16 protein-coding genes and 1 tRNA gene are annotated in these 20095 nt (G+C 62.5%); 11 read left to right on the top strand and 6 right to left on the bottom strand.

All coding sequences use genetic code 11. The annotated features are described in order from the left end of the window. The 3 genes from AC0L2P_RS16615 (at position 1) to AC0L2P_RS16625 (ending at position 5511) form a co-directional block, all read left to right on the top strand. On the top strand, positions 1 to 834 hold the full coding sequence (locus AC0L2P_RS16615) for a hypothetical protein (protein ID WP_473502411.1): 834 nt from the start codon (positions 1 to 3) through the stop codon (positions 832 to 834). A gap of 44 nt (positions 835 to 878) precedes the next feature. Beyond that, positions 879 to 4199, top strand: a complete 3321-nt coding sequence (locus AC0L2P_RS16620; RefSeq protein ID WP_473502412.1) for a Swt1 family HEPN domain-containing protein — start codon at positions 879 to 881, stop codon at positions 4197 to 4199. A 1015-nt stretch (positions 4200 to 5214) separates the two neighbouring features. Further along, entirely contained in the window at positions 5215 to 5511 is a 297-nt protein-coding gene (locus tag AC0L2P_RS16625) for a hypothetical protein (RefSeq protein WP_473502413.1), read from the top strand. A gap of 677 nt (positions 5512 to 6188) precedes the next feature. On the opposite strand, the gene AC0L2P_RS16630 is transcribed toward AC0L2P_RS16625, so the two are convergent. The 6 genes from AC0L2P_RS16630 to AC0L2P_RS16655 form a co-directional block, all read right to left on the bottom strand. After that, positions 6189 to 6320 (bottom strand): hypothetical protein, encoded by a 132-nt coding sequence (locus tag AC0L2P_RS16630; protein WP_473502414.1) that lies wholly within the window; start codon positions 6318 to 6320, stop codon positions 6189 to 6191. Between the two features lie 177 nt (positions 6321 to 6497). Beyond that, positions 6498 to 6644, bottom strand: a complete 147-nt coding sequence (locus AC0L2P_RS16635; RefSeq protein ID WP_473502415.1) for a hypothetical protein — start codon at positions 6642 to 6644, stop codon at positions 6498 to 6500. Continuing rightward, entirely contained in the window at positions 6641 to 6820 is a 180-nt protein-coding gene (locus AC0L2P_RS16640) for a hypothetical protein (protein ID WP_473502416.1), read from the bottom strand. Before AC0L2P_RS16640 ends, AC0L2P_RS16635 begins: the two co-directional genes overlap by 4 nt. Before the next feature lie 129 nt (positions 6821 to 6949). Beyond that, positions 6950 to 7023, bottom strand: a tRNA-Gln gene (locus tag AC0L2P_RS16645). 80 nt (positions 7024 to 7103) lie between these two features. Further along, positions 7104 to 8987 carry a peptidoglycan L,D-endopeptidase MepK gene (gene mepK / locus AC0L2P_RS16650; RefSeq protein ID WP_473502417.1) on the bottom strand — a complete coding sequence of 628 codons (1884 nt, stop codon included), beginning with the start codon at positions 8985 to 8987 and terminating at the stop codon, positions 7104 to 7106. Positions 8988 to 9346: 359 nt separating this feature from the next. Beyond that, a complete protein-coding gene (locus tag AC0L2P_RS16655) occupies positions 9347 to 10909 on the bottom strand; it encodes a sigma-54-dependent transcriptional regulator (RefSeq protein WP_473502418.1) in 1563 nt (520 codons plus the stop codon). Between the two features lie 151 nt (positions 10910 to 11060). Between AC0L2P_RS16655 and AC0L2P_RS16660 the strand changes: the two genes are divergently transcribed. The 8 genes from AC0L2P_RS16660 to AC0L2P_RS16695 all read left to right on the top strand — a co-directional run bounded on the left by AC0L2P_RS16660 (position 11061) and on the right by AC0L2P_RS16695 (position 20036). Further along, positions 11061 to 12896 (top strand): M3 family oligoendopeptidase, encoded by a 1836-nt coding sequence (locus AC0L2P_RS16660; RefSeq protein WP_473502419.1) that lies wholly within the window; start codon positions 11061 to 11063, stop codon positions 12894 to 12896. A 388-nt stretch (positions 12897 to 13284) separates the two neighbouring features. Further along, the gene (locus AC0L2P_RS16665) at positions 13285 to 14073 is read left to right on the top strand and encodes a proton-conducting membrane transporter (protein WP_473502420.1); all 789 of its coding nucleotides are present in this window, start codon (positions 13285 to 13287) and stop codon (positions 14071 to 14073) included. 152 nt (positions 14074 to 14225) lie between these two features. Further along, a complete protein-coding gene (locus AC0L2P_RS16670; protein WP_473502421.1) occupies positions 14226 to 15377 on the top strand; it encodes an aminodeoxychorismate synthase component I in 1152 nt (383 codons plus the stop codon). Continuing rightward, positions 15326 to 15988, top strand: coding sequence for an aminotransferase class IV family protein (locus AC0L2P_RS16675; protein ID WP_473502422.1), 663 nt, complete (start codon positions 15326 to 15328; stop codon positions 15986 to 15988). The genes AC0L2P_RS16670 and AC0L2P_RS16675 overlap by 52 nt, the downstream gene beginning before the upstream one ends. A 17-nt stretch (positions 15989 to 16005) precedes the next feature. Then, positions 16006 to 16293, top strand: coding sequence for a YciI family protein (locus tag AC0L2P_RS16680; RefSeq protein WP_473502423.1), 288 nt, complete (start codon positions 16006 to 16008; stop codon positions 16291 to 16293). Then, entirely contained in the window at positions 16290 to 17246 is a 957-nt protein-coding gene (locus tag AC0L2P_RS16685) for a heme-dependent oxidative N-demethylase family protein (RefSeq protein ID WP_473502424.1), read from the top strand. Before AC0L2P_RS16680 ends, AC0L2P_RS16685 begins: the two co-directional genes overlap by 4 nt. Then, a complete protein-coding gene (locus AC0L2P_RS16690; protein ID WP_473502425.1) occupies positions 17230 to 18468 on the top strand; it encodes a hypothetical protein in 1239 nt (412 codons plus the stop codon). The genes AC0L2P_RS16685 and AC0L2P_RS16690 overlap by 17 nt, the downstream gene beginning before the upstream one ends. Before the next feature lie 122 nt (positions 18469 to 18590). After that, positions 18591 to 20036 carry a homospermidine synthase gene (locus tag AC0L2P_RS16695; RefSeq protein WP_473502426.1) on the top strand — a complete coding sequence of 482 codons (1446 nt, stop codon included), beginning with the start codon at positions 18591 to 18593 and terminating at the stop codon, positions 20034 to 20036. The last annotated feature ends 59 nt before the right edge of the window (positions 20037 to 20095 follow it).

Raw genomic sequence — 20095 nt, forward strand, 5'->3', positions numbered from 1 at the left:
ATGAACGACAGTCCGACCACAGGGGACCAAAGCGGATGGGCAGCTCCTTCGATTGCCTCGCCGGAGTTGATGACCGCGTTTCAGGCGGGTTTGCCCGTTCGACTAGTTGCCACTCCGAGGCAGCTTTTCGATACGTGTGGGGTCGATGAAATGCTGGCCGATGTGGTCCGTAAGAACAAGAAAGGCTTCGACTTCTTCCCGGTGCTAGGCGGTGCCAACACAGGGTCGGAGCGCATCGTTGGCTTCGTAGACCTTGGGAGCCTGGCTCAGGGTGAAATCCACGGCTGCAGAGTCAAAGACCGAATGCTTCCTCTCCACGAGGACAACCTGATTGGCGTCGATGCCGATATCCTAAGTTTCGTGACGAGCGCCGATGGGAGGCCGTTCCGGCTCGTCGTGTCCGGTGCGCGGATTGATGGGCTGGTCAGCCTGTCCGACCTGCAGAAGCTCCCCGTTAGAGTGGCGCTGTTCGCATTGATCACGCATATCGAGATGTCGATGGCAGAGGCCATCCGATACGAGTTCGCAGGCTCAACGAAATGGAAGGCCAGACTTTCACCTGAACGGCAAGAGGAGGTCGACAACAAGCGAAGAGCAGCCACACGTGACGATAACTGGGTCGACGACCTGCTGTTCACCCAGTTTGCGGACAAGGTGACCATCATTCGCAAGAGCGATTTATTTATGGGCAGTAGACGGGCCTTCGAGAAGGCCATGAAACGGGCTGAGGACCTTCGCAACTGCCTGGTGCACGCGAACGACTACGCCGAGTCGCGAAAATCCGCCGCCGAGGTATGCGTGACAGTGCGGACAATTGAGGGCTGGATCCAGTGACTGGGCAAATGGCCGCCGACGAGGACAGCATAGGGGGCTGAGCAATGGCAATTACCAATCAGGAACGTGTCGGCAAAGCGATGGACCTGCTAAGGATAGGCCTAGCGCCCTTCGTCGACCGCGAGATTCAGTCAGCCGTCAAGTTGCGTACCGTTGGCATGGATGCCGTACAACGGTTCGCCGACGATCCTAATCTTGGTCGCAGGCCGATTGCGCAATGGGATGTAGCCGGCCTTCTGAAGCTGATGTGGGAGACGTGGAACGACGTCTTCGGCCGCACGCTCGGCCGCGCCGAGCGGTCGCTCGTGCAGGAACTGCGCGACGTGCGCAACAGCTGGGCGCATCAGAAGCCGTTTTCCGGCGACGACACCGACAGGGCGCTTGACTCGATGAGCCGCCTGCTTGCCGCTGTCTCGGCGCCGGAAGCCGACGAAGTCAACAAGATGAAGATGGAGCTGCGCCGCCTCATCTTCGACGAGCAGGTGCGCGGCGAGAAACGCAAGGCGGGCGGTTCGCTCATCGAGCCGGCGGCGGCTGGCAATCTTAAGCCTTGGCGCGAGGTGGTGACGCCGCACGCCGATGTCGCCAGCGGCCGCTATCAGCAAGCGGAGTTCGCCGCAGACCTGTGGCAAGTGCATCTCGGCGAAGGCAGCGACGAGTATCGCAAGCCGGCCGAGTTCTTTCGCCGCACGTTCCTGACCGAGAGCCTGAAGCGCCTGCTGGTCGGTGGCGTGCAGCGCCTGTCCGGCCAGGGCGGCGATCCGGTCGTGCAACTCCAGACCAATTTCGGCGGCGGCAAGACGCACTCGATGCTGGCGCTGTACCACTTGTTCGGGGGCGCGGCGGCAAGCGAGCTATCGGGCATCGATGGAGTGCTCGCCGAGGCGGGCGTGAAGGCGCTCCCCAAGGCAAAGCGCGTCGTGCTGGTAGGCAACAAGATCTCGCCGGGCAATCCAGTCACCAAGCCCGACGGCACGGTTGTCAATACGCTGTGGGGTGAACTCGCGTATCAGCTCGGCGGCAAGCAGGCCTTCGCCCGCATCGCCAAGGACGATGAGAAAGCCACGAGCCCTGGTGACGTGTTGCGCGAGCTCTTCGTCCAATACGGTCCCTGCCTTGTTCTTGTCGACGAGTGGGTGGCCTACGCGCGCCAGCTGCATGATCAAAGCGACCTGCCGGCGGGAGGGTTCGAGACCCAGTTTTCGTTTGCCCAGGTGCTTACCGAGTCGGCGAAGCTCGCCAAGAACTGCCTGCTGGTCGTCTCGCTGCCGGCCTCAGACACGGCCGGGTCGCCGCATACCCAGGCAGACGACGTCGAGGTTGGCGGCATCCGGGGCCGCGAGGCGCTGGACAGGCTCCGCAATGTGGTCGGGCGTGTGGAATCGTCATGGCGGCCGGCGACCGCAGAAGAAGGTTTTGAGATCGTCCGGCGCCGGCTGTTCGAGCCGATAGCGGGCGAGCTGTTCAAGCAGCGCGATCTCACCGCGCGCGCCTTCGCCGATCTCTACCATGCGCAGGCGGCAGAGTTTCCGCCGGACTGCCGGGGCAGCGACTACGAGAGGCGCATGCAGGCGGCCTATCCGATCCACCCGGAGATTTTCGACCGCCTCTATACCGACTGGTCAACGCTCGTGAAATTCCAGCGCACGCGCGGCGTGCTGCGGCTGATGGCGGCGGTGATCCACAGCCTCTGGGAGAAGGGCGACCGCAGCCCGCTGATCCTGCCGTCGACCGTTCCGATCGACGACCAACGCGTCCAGTTCGAGCTCACGCGCTATCTCTCCGACCACTGGGTGCCGATCATTGAAAAGGACGTCGACGGCTCCAATTCGTTGCCACTCAGGATCGACAACGAAGTTCCCAATCTAGGTAAGCTGTCCGCAACTCGGCGCGTGGCTCGAACGATCTATCTCGGTTCCGCCCCGACCACGGCTGCTGCCCAACGCGGGCTGGAGGATAGACGTGTCAAACTGGGCTGCGTCATGCCGGGCGAGACGCCCGCAGTCTTCAGCGATGCTCTGCGACGCCTCGCGCGCGATGCCACATACCTCTATCAGGACGGTCCCCGTTCCTGGTATGCGACACAACCAACCGTCACAAAGCTGGCCGAGGACCGTGCAGAACAGCTTAAGCGTGATCCAGACAGGATTGCCGCCGAGTTGGACGCGCGCCTAAGGGTCGATCTGAAGCGCGGCGGCGACTTCTCGCGCATACACCCCTTGCCACGGTCGGGTGCCGATGTTCCCGACGATCTCGACGCGCGACTTGTGGTGCTGCCGGCCGAGCACTCGTACAGCAAGGAAGGCGGCAGCGCCGCGGAAATCGCCGCGAAGGCGATCCTCGAATTACGCGGCAACACGCCGCGCCTCTACCGCAACACACTGGTGTTCCTGGCGGCGGACAGGGTCCGCCTGCAGGATCTCGACGAGGCGCTGCGCAAATTCGTCGCGTGGTCGTCGATCGTGTCCGAGAAGGACATGCTCAACCTCGACCCGCATCAGGCCCGCCAGGCTGAGACGCAGAAACAGGCGGCGGACGGCGCCGTGACGGCGCGGCTGCCCGAAACCTACCAATGGCTCCTCGTGCCGGAGCAGCCTACACCGCAGGCACCGGTTGCATGGCAGGCCTTGCGGCTCACCGGAAGCGATGCACTGGCGGCGCGCGCCAGCAAGAAGCTTCGCGGTGACGAGCTGCTGGTGGCCGGGCTCGGCTCAACGATCCTGCGCAAACACCTCGACGGCGTGCCGCTGTGGCGCGGCGATCACGTCTCCGTCCGGCAACTCGCCGACGACTTTGCTCGCTACCTCTATCTGCCGCGCGTTGCCGGCCCCGAGGTCCTTGCCCAGTCGATCCGCGATGGCATTGCCCTGCTGACGTGGCGGACCGACACCTTCGCCTATGCCGAAAGCTATGACGAAGCGGCGGGCCGGTATCGTGGTCTGCGTGGTGGCCAAGGTGTCGTCATCACCGCCGACAGCGCCGGCCTTCTCGTCAGGCCGGAGGTGGCGGCGCGGCAGCTCGATGCCGAGGTCCCGCCCACACGGACGTCGACGCCGGGTGGTGGCATGGACGAGCCGCGCCCGACGCCCGGCGGTCCCGATCCGACGCCGAGCCCGCCGGCTGCCCAGCAGCTACGGCGTTACCACGGTTCGGTGCGGGTAGATCCCACACGCACCGGCCGAGACGCCGGGCGGATCGCCGACGAGATCATCGCCCATCTGGCTGGCCAAATCGGCGCCGATGTTACGGTGACCATCGAGATCGAGGCCCGGCTGCCTAACGGCGCGACCGACCAGTTGGTACGCACAGTGACGGAAAACAGCCGCACGCTGAAATTCGACAGCCATGGGTTCGAGAAGGAGTGAGATCCGGCCGTCTTGGACCTGCCCCCTTGCGTCAAGCTTGCAGTCTGCAACATGCAATTCGCGAGGCATCCGGCCCTCAGTATGCTGGAAATCTATTCTCAACGGGCATACGAGACTTGGAGGGACTGGAAGATCGCGGTGAGGCAGTTTGTCAGAACGCAGCCCGGGAAGGTGGTTGGCTCTCTTTGATGCTCGATGAGCGGCCTCAGTTTCGGTTTTAGCTATTCTTCGGCAGGTCAGCCGTTTGCAAACTCACTCCCTGGATCCAGCGCGCGGTTACTTCGGCGCTCGTGTACCGCCAAGAACAGTGGCCGTCCGCTGTTCACCAAGGCGGGTGCGTCGCTGGTAAAGTGTGGGGAAACGCGAAGCCACGCTGTCCATCGTGGCTCGCCACGGGCCTTGTCAATGAGCCCCATGCCTGAGGGTGGATTGTAGATCGGGATCTCGCCTGCCGCGGTATAGACGATATTGAGGTGAGCCGTGTTCGTCACGCGCCTGCACATCCTTGACCGTTGCACCAAGGCGCCGTGAGTCCGAATTGGATCCATAGATCGTCAATTCAAAAACATTCCCGCCCGTTCTTCTGGATACGTCGCCACGCCGGCCACTGTCAGCTGCGTTGTGAACCGATACAGGGGGCGTCATCATCCAAATCCCAAGCATACTGTGGTTGGTAAAACTGTGTTCAATGCGAGCTTCAACTCTCGCATCGCAGCGTTCCACTTTGATGGCGACATTCGTGTGTTCTTCTCTCGCTGGTGCTTCCTGCTGCGGGGCACCGGATCATCCGCCTTGAGATTTGTCGCCGTCAATCAGTCCTGATCCTGATTTAGCCCTTCTGATGGCGGAAGTTGGCGTGGCAGGTTCATCGAACAGTTTCGTCCCGCCGATCAATACAGCCCGCCCATTCCGTCTCAGAGTCAGAGGAAATTACCGGTTGCAATCGCTGGCATCGTAGATGTCTATTGGACGGATATTCGACATATTCGATGTAATTCTACTAAGTACTTGAAAAATGTATGAAAAGTATGGTGCGCTCAAGGGGAATCGTGTTACCATCGTGAAAGGGTCGGTGATGCGTGACGGCAAAATTCCCACTGTTCTCGAAAGGGGTCGATTGTTGGATGTACGCTACTTTGTCCGCAGGGATTCTAAAGTGACAAATTATCCTACAAAATCAATTGTAAATGGCGGAGAGAGCGTCCTCGGCTTTTTTTGGCTATTCGTCAGCCGGATCAGTTGTTTGCAAGCTTACTCCCTGAATCCAGCGCGCGCGTTTGGCCCGGCGTTCGTCTATCGCCAGGAAGAGTGATCGTCCGCTGTTCACCAAGGCGAGCGCGTCGCTCGTAAAAAGCGGCGACACCCGAAGCCACGCTGTCCAGCGTGGCTCGCCGCGTTCCTTCTCGATGAGTCCCAGGCCTGGAGGGGGATTGTAGATCGGGATCTGCCTGCCGCGGTATGAACGAAACTTGGGCGAGCCATGTTCGTCGTGCGCCTGAACATCCGACCGTGGCCTTAATGCGCCGGGAATCCGAATTCGATCCATAGATCGTCAATTCATAAGCTTCGCCCGCCCGTCCTTCTGGGTAATTCGCGACGCCGACCAATGTCAGTCGGGTTGTAATCCGGTACAGAGGCGCGTCATCATCCAAATCCCAAGCATACTGAGGATGATAGATCTCAGGTTCGATGCGAGTTTCGACGCTCGCTTCGCAGTGCGCCACTTTGATGGCGAGATGCGTATATTCCTCTTCGGGCGGGTGCTTCCTCTTGCGGGGCACCGGATCGTCCCATCTTGCGAGTTGCCACAGTCGGCCTATCGATCTTAATCCTGATCTGGCCCTTCTGATGGCAGACGTTCGCATTGCATAGTCATCTGACAGTTTGGCCGTGTGACAGCGAAATACCGTGACCTGGCCAAAGCTGCCGCCGACCTTGACGTGGAAGCGCGATCATCGACGGCGAGATCATCGTGCTGACTTCGGCGAGCTACGGCGGGCCATAACGCGGCGCCAGCATGATCTCTACTTCGCCTTCGATCTCCTGCACCTGAACGGCCATGACCTCCGCGACATGCCTCTGGAGGACCGGCGCGATCCTGGCCGAGTTGATCCCGCCCAATATCCGCATCCAGTTCAGCCAGCCACCGCCGGGCGAGGCGAAGGCGATCTTTTACCTGGTCGACCAGGCCGGGCTGGAAAGCATGGTGTCGAAGCGCAAGGAAAAATTGCCGGCGGGCGCGCAGCATTGCCCGAGCAATCGCCCATCGTGCCTCGACCTTGGCGTTTTCCTTCTGCGTCACGTGTCGGCAGCGAGCGCATCACTCGCCGCGCGTCCAGCCGATTTCTGCAATCGAAGATCGCCTGGAAGCCGGGCTCCATTGCCCTTCTGGCATTCCAGCGCGCGGTCGGCATAGTCGACCTGGTGTTTCGGTTCCTGGATCATAGGTGGCGCTCACCCTCGCCGGGATGCTCGAAGCAGAACCAGTGCGACGCAGAGCGTGGCCGCGCAAAGCTCCAGCCGGCATCCTGGCCGCAGCCACGATGCTCGCAGGCATGGCCGAGGATCGGGCCTCGATCGCGCGGCTGGATGGGCTCTAAGGCGGCCGGTTTGTTGCTCACGGCGAAAAAGTTCCACAGCCCGGCTTGACGATCGCCATTCTCGGCGATGACTTCATAGGCCCCCTAAGTGGCCTCATTGGCCAAATATTGGACATTTCGACGAGAAAATAGGTAAGTATTTGACATTGTTGGTTCCCGCTCATGGGCTCGAACCACGATTCACGCCTTCAAAGGGCGCTGTCCTACCATTAGACGAAGCGGGAGAATGCTGACCAGTGGTTAGCATCCCGGGACGAAGGAAGCCAGTGCCGGCGGTGGAGGCCGCGCGGGGTGACAGCGCAGCCTACTCGGTCTTGAAGCGGGCCACCGACATGAACTTGACGGCCTTGCCGGTGAACCGGTTGGCGTCGGCCATTTCGTTGCCCGGCTGGAAGCCCACGGTATAAACCTCGCTCGGTGCCGTACGGACGAAGTCGTAGGCGTAGCGCGGCGCCGTTGTCGCCTCCGAAACGGTTGCGACATACTCGCCGCTGTGCAGCGCCCAACGGGCGGACTGCGGCGCGGCGGCGACCACCACCGGCTTGGGGCCGGGTTTCAGGTCGCGGGTGGTGGCCCTGGGTTCCTTGCGTGTGGTCTTCACGCCGGCACCGATGACGGCAACCGGATCGGAGCCGGCCGGGCGGGCAACGATGGCGTCGCGCGGCGATGCCCCGTCGCTCGATGCGCCGTCGTCGCTCGCCGGTTCCTCGAACACCGATGCTTGCTCGGAAAGCGAAGCGACCTTGTATTCGTCGGTCGCGCTGACCCGTTCCAGAACGGCCTTGACCTCGTCGGGCTGCGAAGTGTCGGGCCGTGCCGACGGCAACACCGAGAACGCGTCGGTGGCGGTGTTGCTCCGCTCGGCTGCACTTGCCAGCGCCAGCAACACTTGCTTGTCCTGCGGCGCAAGACTAGCCGGCGAAAGATCGGCCGGCAGCGAATGATCGGGCCGCCAGCTCGGCACGGGAACGTTGTTAGCCGCGACCTGCACCGGGCCGGCTGCAGCAGACGGGTCTGCCATGCCGAACGGAACATTTGCCGGCGCCACACTGGCCGGCGCCACGCTTGTCGGCGCCACGCTTGCCGGCGCTTGCGCGGTCGCCACCGCCTGTTCGGTCGATTTAGCCGCATCCGCCACGCCGAACGGAACGTTTTCAGGCGGCTGGGTGCCGACGTCGGTCTTCGGGCGCGGAGCAAAATCCGGCAGCGGAATGCTGCGCGCCGGCAATGCCGCGATGATCGTCTCCGGCGTGTCGTTCTCCGGTTCAGGCGCAGGCGCCGGAGCATCGGCGACTTCCGGAATCTCGGCGCGCTTGGCGTCCTGAGGCGCCACAATGGCAATGCCAGGCAGATTGCTGCTCTTGGCGGACGGCGCCGGCTTCATGTTACGGGGCTTTGGCGCTGGCTCGGCCATCGCCACATCGGCGCTGTCGTCCGCCTCGTCGTCGCCGCCGCCGAAGAAGGCTGCCAGGAACCCGCGGGATTTTTTGCCACCGCCGCTTGCGCTGGCCAGTTCGATGGCCGGAGCGCCGGCGCCCTTGCGGGCCTTGTAGGAGGCGAGCGCCTGTTCGTAGCCGGGCAACGGCTTGCCGTCGCTCGGCACGTGCAGCGTCTTGCCGTTGGGGAACACGCGCACCAGCTCCTGGCGGCTGATGCCGGGCCAGTGGCGCACATTGCCGACATCCATGTGCACGAAGGGCGAGCCGGAACTGGGATAGTAGCCGACGCCGCCGCCCTGCATCCTGAGGCCGATGTCGCGCAGCTTCTTCAGCGGCACGCCTGGAATGTAGAAATCCATCGCCCTGCCAAGCATGTGCTGGCTCTTCTCGGCGACGCCCCTGCTGCGGCTGCGCAGCATCGAATTCGTGGCCGGCGAACGATAGCCGCAGACGACCTGGATGTAGTCGGTGGCGCCGCTCTCTCGATACGCTTCCCAGACCAGGTCCAGCAGGCGCGGATCCATCTTGGTCGGCTCGTTGCGACGCCAGTCGCGCAGGATGATGTTGATCTTTCGCAAACCCGCCTGGTCGTAGCGGCCATTGCGCTTGTAGACGATCTCCGCCTTTTCATGCGTGTGGAGATGATAGAGCTTCAGCGAACGTGTCTCGGCGCTGGCGCCGGTTGCCGTCGCTGCAAGGAACCCGACGGCAACAATCACCGCTGCCAGCCATCTCGGCCAGACGCTCATGTGATAATGCCGCCCGTTTTTGTGTCGTTCGATTCTGTTCAAATCAAAAGGCCTTGCAGGCTGCCGTTTTGTCCCCGGATTTGACCAAACGGATGCGTTGGATGTACATCCGAATATCGATCCTAATGGTTAATCATCGCTTATTGAAGCCGAAATGCGGTAACACCGTGGCGATATCCCGCCAAAAATATTGCGCAGGATATCTTGGTAAACCGCTGGTTTAGATCATGTTTTGGCGCCAGCTCGAAACACGATCTGTTACTATCCGCCTTAATACGTGAACACTGTGGCGAACACCTCATTTCGAGGCGCAGTTGCGTGGAATGATGTCCGGATGAGAACCGGCTTGGCCCTGTGACTCAGGAAGCGAGCCGTTCGACGCGGCCGGTTTCCGGGTCGATGCCGTACTCCTTGAGCTTGCGGTAGAGCGTCGACCGGCCGATGCCGAGACGGCGGGCGACCTCGCTCATCTGGCCGTTGTAGTGGTCGATGGCGAGCTTGATCATTTCGAGTTCGACGTCGGCCAGCGCACGCACATTGCCGCGATCGTCGAGCGCTCGCAGCGTACCGAAGCGAGGCCTGGCCGGTGCATCGGGGTCGGCGGCTGCGATGCCGCTAGCGGCCGGTATGCTGTCGCGTCGCTGGCTGCCCGAAGGCAATCCCGAACTTGGCAATCCGGAAGCTGGCAACCCGGAAGCTGGCAAGGCGATACGCGCATCGAGATTGACCGTGCCCTCGACCTGCGCCCGGATCTGCGGGAATTCTTCTTCGGTCAGCATGTCGCCGTCGGCGAGCACCGAAGCCCGGAAGACGGCGTTTTCGAGCTGCCTTATGTTGCCCGGCCAGTCATAGGCCTGCAGCATAGCAAGCGCCGCAGCCGAGATGCCTCGCAGGCGGCGGCGCGGATCGGCGGGCGCCACCTTCTCCATGAAGTGCTCGACCAAATAGGGGATGTCGTCGCGACGGTCGCGCAATGGCGGCACGAAGATCGGATAGACGTTCAGCCGGTAGAACAGATCCTCGCGGAACTTGCCGTCCTTGACCTGCTGCAGCAGGTTGCGATGGGTTGCCGAGATCAGCCTGATGTCGACCCTGACGGTCGAGCGCCCGCCGACCGGATCGACCTCGCCGTCCTGCACGGCGCGCAACAGCTTGACCTGCACGTCGAGCGGCAGGTCGCCGATTTCATCAAGGAACAGCGTGCCGGAATGCGCTTCGACGAACTTGCCGGTATGTTTTTCGGTGGCGCCGGTGAACGAACCCTTCTCGTGACCGAACAGGATCGATTCGACCAGATTGTCGGGGATGGCGCCGCAATTGACGGTGACGAAGGGTTTCGACCGGCGGTCGCCGCTGCCCTGGATGGCGCGCGCCACCAGTTCCTTGCCGACGCCGGATTCACCTTCGATCAGGATCGGAATGTTGGACGCCGCCGCCTTGCGGCCGAGCCGGATCACCCGATCCATCGCCGGACTGTGGGTGATCATGTCCTTGAAGGTCAGATGGCCGCCGCGCTGCCGTGACGAGCGCTTCACTTCGCCTTCGAGCGCCTCGACCTTGAGGGCGTTGCCGATCGACGCCTGCAGCCTGTCGGGAGAGGCCGGCTTGACGACGAAGTCGAAGGCGCCCTGACGCATTGCCGAAACGACGGTTTCGATGCCGCCCTGCGCGGTCTGCACGATGACGGGTATGTGGATGCCGCGCTCGCGCATCGCCTTCAGCACGCCGATGCCGTCGAGGCCCGGCATCATCAGGTCGAGGATGACCACCGAGATGTCGCGCGCATTGGGCCCGTCGACGAGATCGAGACCGGCCTCGCCGCCATCGGCGACGATCGCGGTGTGGCCGAATTTCGTCACCGCCGCCTCGAGCAGCCGGCGCTGCACGGGATCGTCATCGACTATGAGTATGGAAGCTGCCATGACTGATCCGCCCGTGCCCGCCCGAGAATGCGCCCTATGGATCATCTTGGCACAGGGTTCTAAATAAGCTTTCAAAAAACCCGGTGAATGAATTCCTTAGGATTTGACCGGCTTCTCGTTTCCCTGAATTTCGTATCTGGAAGGATCGGCAATGCGCATGGTTTTTGCTCGAAAGCTGGCGACAGCGCCCGGTCAGGGCGTAGCGGAGCTTGGCGACCTGCCGGAATGGAATCTGGCCGATCTCTATTCCGGCATGGAAGCGCCCGAGTTGAAGCGCGACATCGTCCAGGCCGCCGCCGATGCCATCGGCTTCGAGAGCCGCTGGAAGGGCACGCTCGCCGCCGAGGCCGGGCGTGGCAGCGCCGGCAGGCTGGGCGAGGCGCTCCAGGCCTATGAAGCGCTGGAGGAGCTGATCGGCCGGATCGTCTCCTATGGCGGGCTTGTCTATGCCGGCAACACGTCGGATCCGCAGCGCGCCAAGCTCTATGGCGACATCCAGGAAAAGATGACCGATGCCAGCGCGCACCTGCTGTTTTTCGCGCTCGAGCTGAACCTCATCGACGATGGCGCGATCGAAACCGCACTCGCCGCCGATCCGGTCTTCGCCCACTACCGGCCCTGGGTGCTCGATCTGCGCAAGGACAAGCCCTACCAGCTCGAAGACCGCATCGAGCAGCTCTTCCATGAAAAATCGATCACCGGGCGCGGAGCCTGGAACCGCCTGTTCGACGAGACAATGACCGATTTGCGCTTCGACGTCGACGGCGAGGAGCTGACGCTGGAGCCGGCGCTCAATCGCCTGCAGGACGCCGATGGCGAGGTGCGCCGCCGGGCGTCCGAGGCGCTGGCCGCAACTTTCCGCAAGAATTTGCGCGTCTTCACGCTGGTCACCAACACGCTGGCCAAGGACAAGGAGATCTCCGATCGCTGGCGCGGCTTCGAGGACATTGCCGATTCCCGCCATCTCGCCAACCGCGTCGAACGCAGCGTGGTGGATGCACTCGCCGCCGCGGTTCGCGACGCCTATCCGCGCCTGTCGCATCGCTATTACGCGATGAAGGCGCGCTGGCTCGGCATGGAGGTGATGAACCATTGGGACCGCAATGCGCCCCTGCCGGAAAGCCCGCAGGCGGTCATCGGCTGGGACGAGGCCAAGAACACCGTGCTTTCCGCCTACCAGCGCTTTTCGCCTGACATGGCGGAGATCGCCAGAACTTTCTTCGACCGCAACTGGATCGACGCACCGGTGAGACCCGGCAAGTCGCCTGGTGCTTTCGCCCATCCGACCGTGCCTTCGGCACACCCCTATGTGCTGCTCAATTACATGGGCAAGCCGCGCGACGTGATGACGCTGGCGCACGAGCTCGGCCACGGCGTGCACCAGGTGCTGGCCGGCGGCCAGGGTGCCTTGATGGCGTCGACGCCGCTGACGCTGGCCGAAACCGCATCGGTATTCGGCGAGATGCTGACCTTCCGCTCGCTGCTCGAGCAGACCACCGACAAGCGCGAACGCAAGGCCATGCTCGCCCAGAAGGTCGAGGACATGATCAACACGGTCGTGCGCCAGATCGCCTTCTACGAGTTCGAGCGCAAGGTGCATGCCGAGCGCAAGAGCGGCGAATTGACCTCCGACAAGCTTGGCCAGTTCTGGCTGGAAGTGCAGGCGGAAAGCCTCGGGCCGGCGATCAAGCTGCGCGAGGGGTACGAGGTTTTCTGGACCTATATCCCGCACTTCATCCACTCGCCTTTCTACGTCTATGCCTATGCATTCGGCGATTGTCTGGTGAACTCGCTCTACGCGGTCTACCAGAATGCCGAGCGCGGCTTTCAGGACAAATATTTTGCCATGCTGCGCGCCGGCGGCACCAAGCATCATTCCGAGCTTCTGGCGCCGTTCGGCCTCGACGCGGCCGACCCTGCCTTCTGGCAGATCGGGCTTGGCGTGATCAGCGGACTGATCGACGAGCTGGAAGCACTGGACAATTGATGTGCAACACTGGGTGATGCGCAACACCGGATGACCGGTTTTTTAGAACAGTTTAGCTGCAATGCATATTGGCGATGGTTCTATTCTTGTCTTGGATATTTGTTCTTAAATAACTTTCCATGGAAGTTTTCCGTTAGATTCCCGTAAGCTGTATGATAGCGTCCGCCCTCAAGCTCAGCCGGGCACGAATGGGACCAGTCGGAAATTCCCGACCGGTCATGGCGTGTCGGCGGATGCGACAACGGTTGTTGGCCAGGGGCAAACCGGTTGCCGACAGCTCGATCGAAGCCGGCTGTTCTGCAAATTGCGGAACCACCATCGAATGGTCCTTCGCCGAGGTCATGGCTCCAGGCCAGGGCGGACGGATCGGACTGGAGGGAGAAAGACAATGGGCACTTTTTTCTACATGCTCCTGGCGTTCCTGGTAGGTGTGTTGGTTGGCTGGTTCATTTGGGGACGCCTGCGTGGCGAGCTCGACAGTTTGCGCGGCGATCTCGACCGCACGCGAAGCGAACGTGACAGATTGCGCGCCGATAGCGATCGTCTGACCGGTGAGTTGGATGCATGCGGGCGCGCCCGCGCCGATCTCGAACGCCGGCTGGGCGAGGTGCCAGCCGCCCAAGCGCCAACCGCGAAGGCGCCAACCGCGAAGGCACCAGCCGCCAAGACCGGCGCGACCAAGGCGGCGATGCAGGCGCCGTCAACCCTGATGTCGACATCCGTTCCAGCCAAACCGGGGCCGAAGAAATCCGCAACGGCGAAGGCCGTGACCGTGCCACGCGCAAGTGCCGCCACAACAGCAACGCCAAAACCGCCTGCATCGAAAGCGAGCGCCACGCCCAGGACCGCGCCGGCGGCAAGCAAGGCCGCACCGGCTGCAAAGAAAGCCGCGACCGGAAACGCAACAGCCACTGCCCCAGGCAAGGCCAACGATCTGCATCGCCTGATCGGCATCGGCCCGACCAACGAGCGGCTGCTCAAGGGGCTTGGGGTCACGACCTATGCCCAGATCGCCGCCTGGACGCCCGACGACGTCAGGCGGATCGAGGCGACGTTGAATTTCGACGGCCGCATCGAACGTGAACGCTGGATCGAGCAGGCGAAACTGCTTGCCGCCGGCGACGAAAAGGAATTTGCGCGCCGCTTCCCGACCGCGGGAGAAGCCAGCAACACCTGATCCACCGCAAGGCGGCATCTGGAACAGGGCGGCGCCCTCGGCGCCGCCTTTGTTTTCGCCGCGCCTTTGCGTCGTGAGATGCCGTTCCCTCGATTGCGCACGGTCGAGCCCCCATATAGATCGATCGCTGGTGACCGCAGCATCCGAGCCTTATGCCCCTGCCCCTGCCCTTTGCAATTTTCCGGAACGACGAGACCGCGCGTCAGCTCGTTTTCAACCGGCCGGCCGAGATCATCTCGGCGCATGGCGAGGCGGATTTTTTGCCGGCCCTGGAAGCCGCGCAGGCCGCGCATGACGGCGGCAAATGGCTGGCCGGCTATTTCTCCTACGAGGCCGGCTACCTGCTCGAAGCCAAGCTCGTTCCGCTGCTGCCGGCCGGCCGCCGCGCCCCGCTTTTCTGCCTCGGCGTGTTCGACGCGCCTGTCGAAGAGACGGTCGCGCCAGGCGATCCGCCAGCTAGCAACGGCCCAATCTTCGACGCCAAGGCAGCATGGTCCTCGGACGATTACGCCAAACGCTTTGCCACGCTGCATGACCACATCCGCAAGGGCGACTGCTACCAGGGCAATCTGACCTTTCCGGTCCACGCGCAATGGTCGGGCGATCCGCTGGCCGCCTTCAATGCGCTGACCGAACGCCAGCCGGTAAAGTACGGGGCGCTGGTCGCGCTCGGCGATCCGATCGTCTTGTCGCGGTCGCCGGAACTGTTCTTCGAGGTCGACGCGGAAGGCAGGATCGAGACGCATCCGATGAAGGGCACCGCGCCGCGCGGAGCAACAAAAGCCGAGGATGATCGCCTGAAAGCGTTCTTGCGCAATGACGAGAAGAACCAGGCCGAGAACCGGATGATCGTCGATCTCCTGCGCAACGACATTTCACTGATCAGCGAGGTTGGCACGCTGGATGTGCCGGAGCTTTTCCGCATCGAGAGCTACCCGACCGTCCACCAGATGGTGAGCCGCGTGCGGGCAAAACTTTTGCCCGGCCTTACCATCCGCCAGATTTTCGCCGCGCTGTTCCCCTGCGGCTCGATCACCGGCGCGCCGAAGATCCGCGCCATGGAAATTCTGCGCGAGCTGGAAGGTGGGCCGCGCGATGTCTATTGCGGCGCCATAGGCTGGATCGCGCCCGGCGGCCGGATGCGCTTTTCGGTGGCGATACGCACCATCTCGCTCTTTGCCAATGGCGAGGCGGTCTACAATGTCGGCGGTGGCGTCGTCTTCGATTCGACAGCCGAAGAGGAGTACCAGGAGTGTCTGCTGAAAGCCCGTTTCGCGACGGGAACACTGCCGATTTCGAATTGATCGAAACAATGCGCTGGGAACCCGGCTCGGGTTTCCTCCGTTTCGACCGCCATCTCGCGCGGCTTTACGGCTCGGCAAGCGAACTCGGTTTCGCCTGCGATCCGCAAAGGGTCGGCGAAGCGCTGATGAAGGCGGTTGGCCACCAACAGATCGCGTTGCGCACCCGCCTCGCCCTGTCGCGCAATGGCGAAGTCGCGGTTTCGGCGCAGCCCTACGAGCCGCTCGCCGCAGACAAGGTCTGGACACTGCGGCTGGCGCGGGTGGGCCTTGATTCGAGCGACATGCTGCTGCGCCACAAGACCAGCCGCCGACAAACCTATACGCGCGCCCGCGCCGAATATCTCGCCGGCCGGGCTGACGAGGTGCTGCTCGCCAATGAGCGCGGCGAAATCTGCGAGGGCACGATCACCAATGTCTTTGCCGATTTCGGCGACGGCGTGCTGGCCACGCCGCGGCTCGATTGCGGCCTGCTGCCTGGCGTCCTGCGCGGCGAACTGCTGGATCAAGGCCGCGCCGGTGAAGCGGTCTACACGTGGAACGAACTGAAATCTGCCAAGACGCTGTTCGTCGGCAATTCACTGCGCGGATTGATTCCGGCGCAGCTGGGCTGAAGCATCGGGAGAAAACAATGTTCGTGGTTTCGCTGAACTACAAGGTGCCACTGACCGAGATCGACCGCCTGCAGCAAGCGCATATTGAATGGCTGAAGGCCTGCTACGCGGAAGGAATTTTTGTCGCCTCCGGGCCGAAGCGGCCGAGGACCGGCGGCATCATCATCGCGCACGGTCCACGCGAGGTGCTCGACGCCAGACTGGCGGACGATCCCTTCGCCAAGGCAGGCGTCGCCGATTACGAAATCACCGAATTCGCCGCGAGAATGGCCGCTGCCGCGCTGGCAGCCTACAAAGAAGCATGAGTTTCCGCCCACCGACCCACACACCCTATGACGGCTCGTCGAAACTGTTCACCATCGGGCTGAAGCCGCTCAATCTCGATAGATGGATCGAGGTCGACGAGTATCTGCTGCCCTATCTTGCCGAGAAACGCCGGCTTTATGCGGAAATTCCCGACAAGGTTTTTGTCGAGGAGCAAGCCACGCGCGACGCACAGCGCGAAGTGCTCGATCTGCTCGGTGCGCATTTGGCGGCGAACTTTCCTGAGAGCCACAGGCGTACCGCCGACGGGATCGAGGTGATCGGCGGCACCGACAATCTCGAGGGCTCAGGCACCTCAGCTCCTTTCAGCGATGCGCCGCTTGTGGCGGCCTCGTTGCTCGTCCAGGAGGATTTGATCCTGATGCGCCGCGACGAGAGCGGCTGGCGTCTGGCGGCCGGCTCGCTCTGCTTCCCGTCGTCATGGTCGCTGACCGAAAAATTCGGCAAGCCGCTGCAGCAGATCCACGCGCCGGTACCGGGTTTCGGTCCGGGCACACGCCCGGCCGATCTCATCAACCGCATGTTCGACGGCCTCCAGGGCCAAGCCGTCGAGCGCTACAACTGGTCGATCCAGGCGGGCGACGCGCTCTACCATCCGCTCTCCAACCTCGAACGAATCGACCGCGCCAGCAGTCGCCCGTCGAGATTCCCGGACGGCGACATCGACGCCCATGCCTTTATCCGCGTCGAACGGCAGACGCTGAGAAAGCTCCCCGTCTCGGGCGACATACTCTTCACCATCCGCATCCATCTCGACCCGCTCGCCGTGCTGGAGCGCCACCCCGACCACACGCCGCTCGCAGCATCCTTGGCCGAACAACTTCTGGCGCTGGACGAGGCACAGCTCGACTATAAGGGGATGACCGCCGACCGTGACCGGCTGACGGAACGACTGAAAATCATGGCTTGGGGGAACAATGATCCAGCATCTTAGCAGGCCGGTCACGTTCATGGCCGCGATCCTGGCACTGTCGACAGCAGCCGAAGCGGAGCCGGTGACTTATGCCGGCAAGCTTGGAAAAAGCGATATCGTCGTCGAATTCACCGGCGACCCCGCGGCCGGCGACGGCCCGCTGGCCGGCCGCTACTTCTACCGCTCGAAGGGCGTCGACATCCCGCTGCAAGCCAGGTCGCAGAAGGGCAGCAAGTTCGAACTGGCCGAGGAGGAGGCATGCGGCGCCGATAATTGCGATGGCGGAAAGGCCGCGCCGATCGCCGCCGTGTGGCGCCTGGCCTTATCCAGTAACGGCAAGACACTTGAAGGCAGCTGGAACGGAAAGAGGGCGCTGCCGCTCAGATTGGAACGGGTCGCAAGTCGGCAGGTGACCGGGAACGAGCCTGGCACCCCGCTCGATCTCTACGATTTCAGCTTCATGGAGTTCTTCGGCAATGACACGCCGATCACCATGGAAACGTCCCCCTATGACTATCTGCGGATGGACACTCAGCTCGATAACGGCAAGGCGACTGGCTGGCCGGACGCAACCTACCGCTATGTCGTCGACCCCCGCACCAAATTCGCCACGCCGCGCATCGTCGAACTGTCCGGCAACGTTTCGGTCGAGGCCGCGAATGCTCTGCTGCAAGACAGGCACTGGCGCGCAAACATCGGCGCACTGGGCTGCGTGGCGGCGCAATATGCCGGTTTCAACGAAGGCGGGCCGATTGCCGGTGTGAACGATGGCACGCTCGGCGGCTATGAGGACAGCACATTCGAAGTGAGCTCGCTGACGCCGCGGCTGATGAGCTGGCGGGAGTCCGGCAGCATCTTCTGCGGCGGAGCGCATCCGACCAACTATTCGGACGCCTACATCATGGATGTGCGGCGCGGCGTCCTGCTTGGCCTCCAGGACATTTTCTCGGATACGGTGGATGGCAAGCCAGGTCCTTCCCTAGCCTCCTTGGTCGAGCAGCGGCGCAAGAAACCGACCGATCAGACCGACATCGATCACGAAGCCGAATGCGGCATGGACGATCTCATCGGCGAATATCTGGCGGTCAGCCTCTGGCGTGAGGGCGACAAGCAGGTTCTGGTTTTCGGGCTCCAGACCCTGCCGCATGCCATCCAGGCCTGCGCCGACGATCTGCTGGAACTGCCGGTCTCCGAGGCACGTGCCCTCTTCAAGCCTGAATTCGCAAGACTGGTCGAGCCATAGCCGGGATGGCGCGGCGTGAGGCCGGCCGTCCGCTTTTCGCTTTATTGTCACAATGATCTATGGTTTGTCGCGCCGCGGCCAAGCCGCTGTTCCGAAGCGTTTTTTGAGGGAGTAATCGATAAATGGCGAATGAAAACTGGCCCGTTTACGGTGAGATCACCGGCCCTGTCGTGATGATCGGCTTCGGCTCGATCGGGCGGGGAACGCTGCCGCTGATCGAGCGCCATTTCAAATTCGACAAGTCGCGCATGACGGTCATCGACCCGCTCGACACCGACCGCAAATTGCTCGACGAGCGCGGCATCACCTTCATGCAGGATGCGGTGACCAAAATGAACTACAAGAAGCTGCTGACGCCGCTTTTGACCAATGGCGGCGGCCAGGGTTTTTGCGTCAACCTGTCGGTCGACACTTCCTCGCTCGAGCTGATGAAGCTCTGCCGCAAGCTTGGCGTCCTCTATATCGACACGGTGGTCGAACCCTGGCTCGGCTTTTATTTCGACGAAAAGGCCGACAACGCCTCACGCACCAATTATGCGCTGCGCGAGACGGTGCGTACCGAAATCGCGAAGAACCCGGGCGGGACCACGGCGATCTCATGCTGCGGCGCCAATCCGGGCATGGTCTCGTGGTTCGTCAAGCAGGCGCTGGTCAACCTCGCGACAGATCTTGGCCTCGATTTCTCGGAGCCCGCGCAGAATGATCGCGAAGGCTGGGCCAGGCTGATGAAGAAGGCCGGCGTCAAGGGCATCCATATCGCCGAGCGCGACACCCAGCGCACCAAGAAACCCAAGCCGATGAACGTGTTCTGGAACACCTGGTCGGTCGAAGGCTTCATTTCGGAAGGGCTGCAGCCGGCCGAACTCGGTTGGGGCACGCATGAGACGTGGATGCCGAAGAACGCTAAGAAGCACAAGAACGGCTCGAAGGCCGCGATCTTTCTGGAGCAGCCCGGCGCCAACACGCGCGTGCGCACATGGTGCCCGACGCCCGGTCCGCAATACGGCTTCCTGGTGACGCATAACGAGGCGATTTCGATTGCCGATTTCTTCACCTTGCACGGCAAGAAGGGCAAGGTGCAGTACCGGCCGACCTGCCATTACGCCTATCATCCCTGCAACGACGCCGTGCTGTCGCTGCACGAGATGTTCGGTGCCGCCGGCGAGGCTCAGGCCGTGCATCACGTGCTCGACGAAAACGAACTGGTCGATGGCATCGACGAACTCGGCGTGCTGCTCTACGGCCACGCCAAGAACGCCTACTGGTACGGCTCGCAGCTGTCGCTGGCCGAGGCGCGCAAGCTGGCGCCCTACCAGAACGCCACCGGCATGCAGGTCACGTCGGCGGTGCTGGCCGGCATGGTCTGGGCGCTGGAAAACCCGCAGGCCGGCATCGTCGAAGCCGACGAGATAGATTACAAGCGCTGCCTCGACGTGCAGAACCCATATCTGGGGCCGGTCAGGAGCTATTATACGGACTGGACACCGCTCGACAATCGGCCTGGTCTGTTTCCCGAGGACCTCGACACCAAAGACCCGTGGCAATTCCGCAACATCCTCGTTCGATAGCAGTGTTGCCTCGACACTCCGCCAGCTTGCAATCGCGCGGAAATGGAGCGATTGAAGAG

The organism is Mesorhizobium sp. WSM4836, from assembly GCF_055811815.1.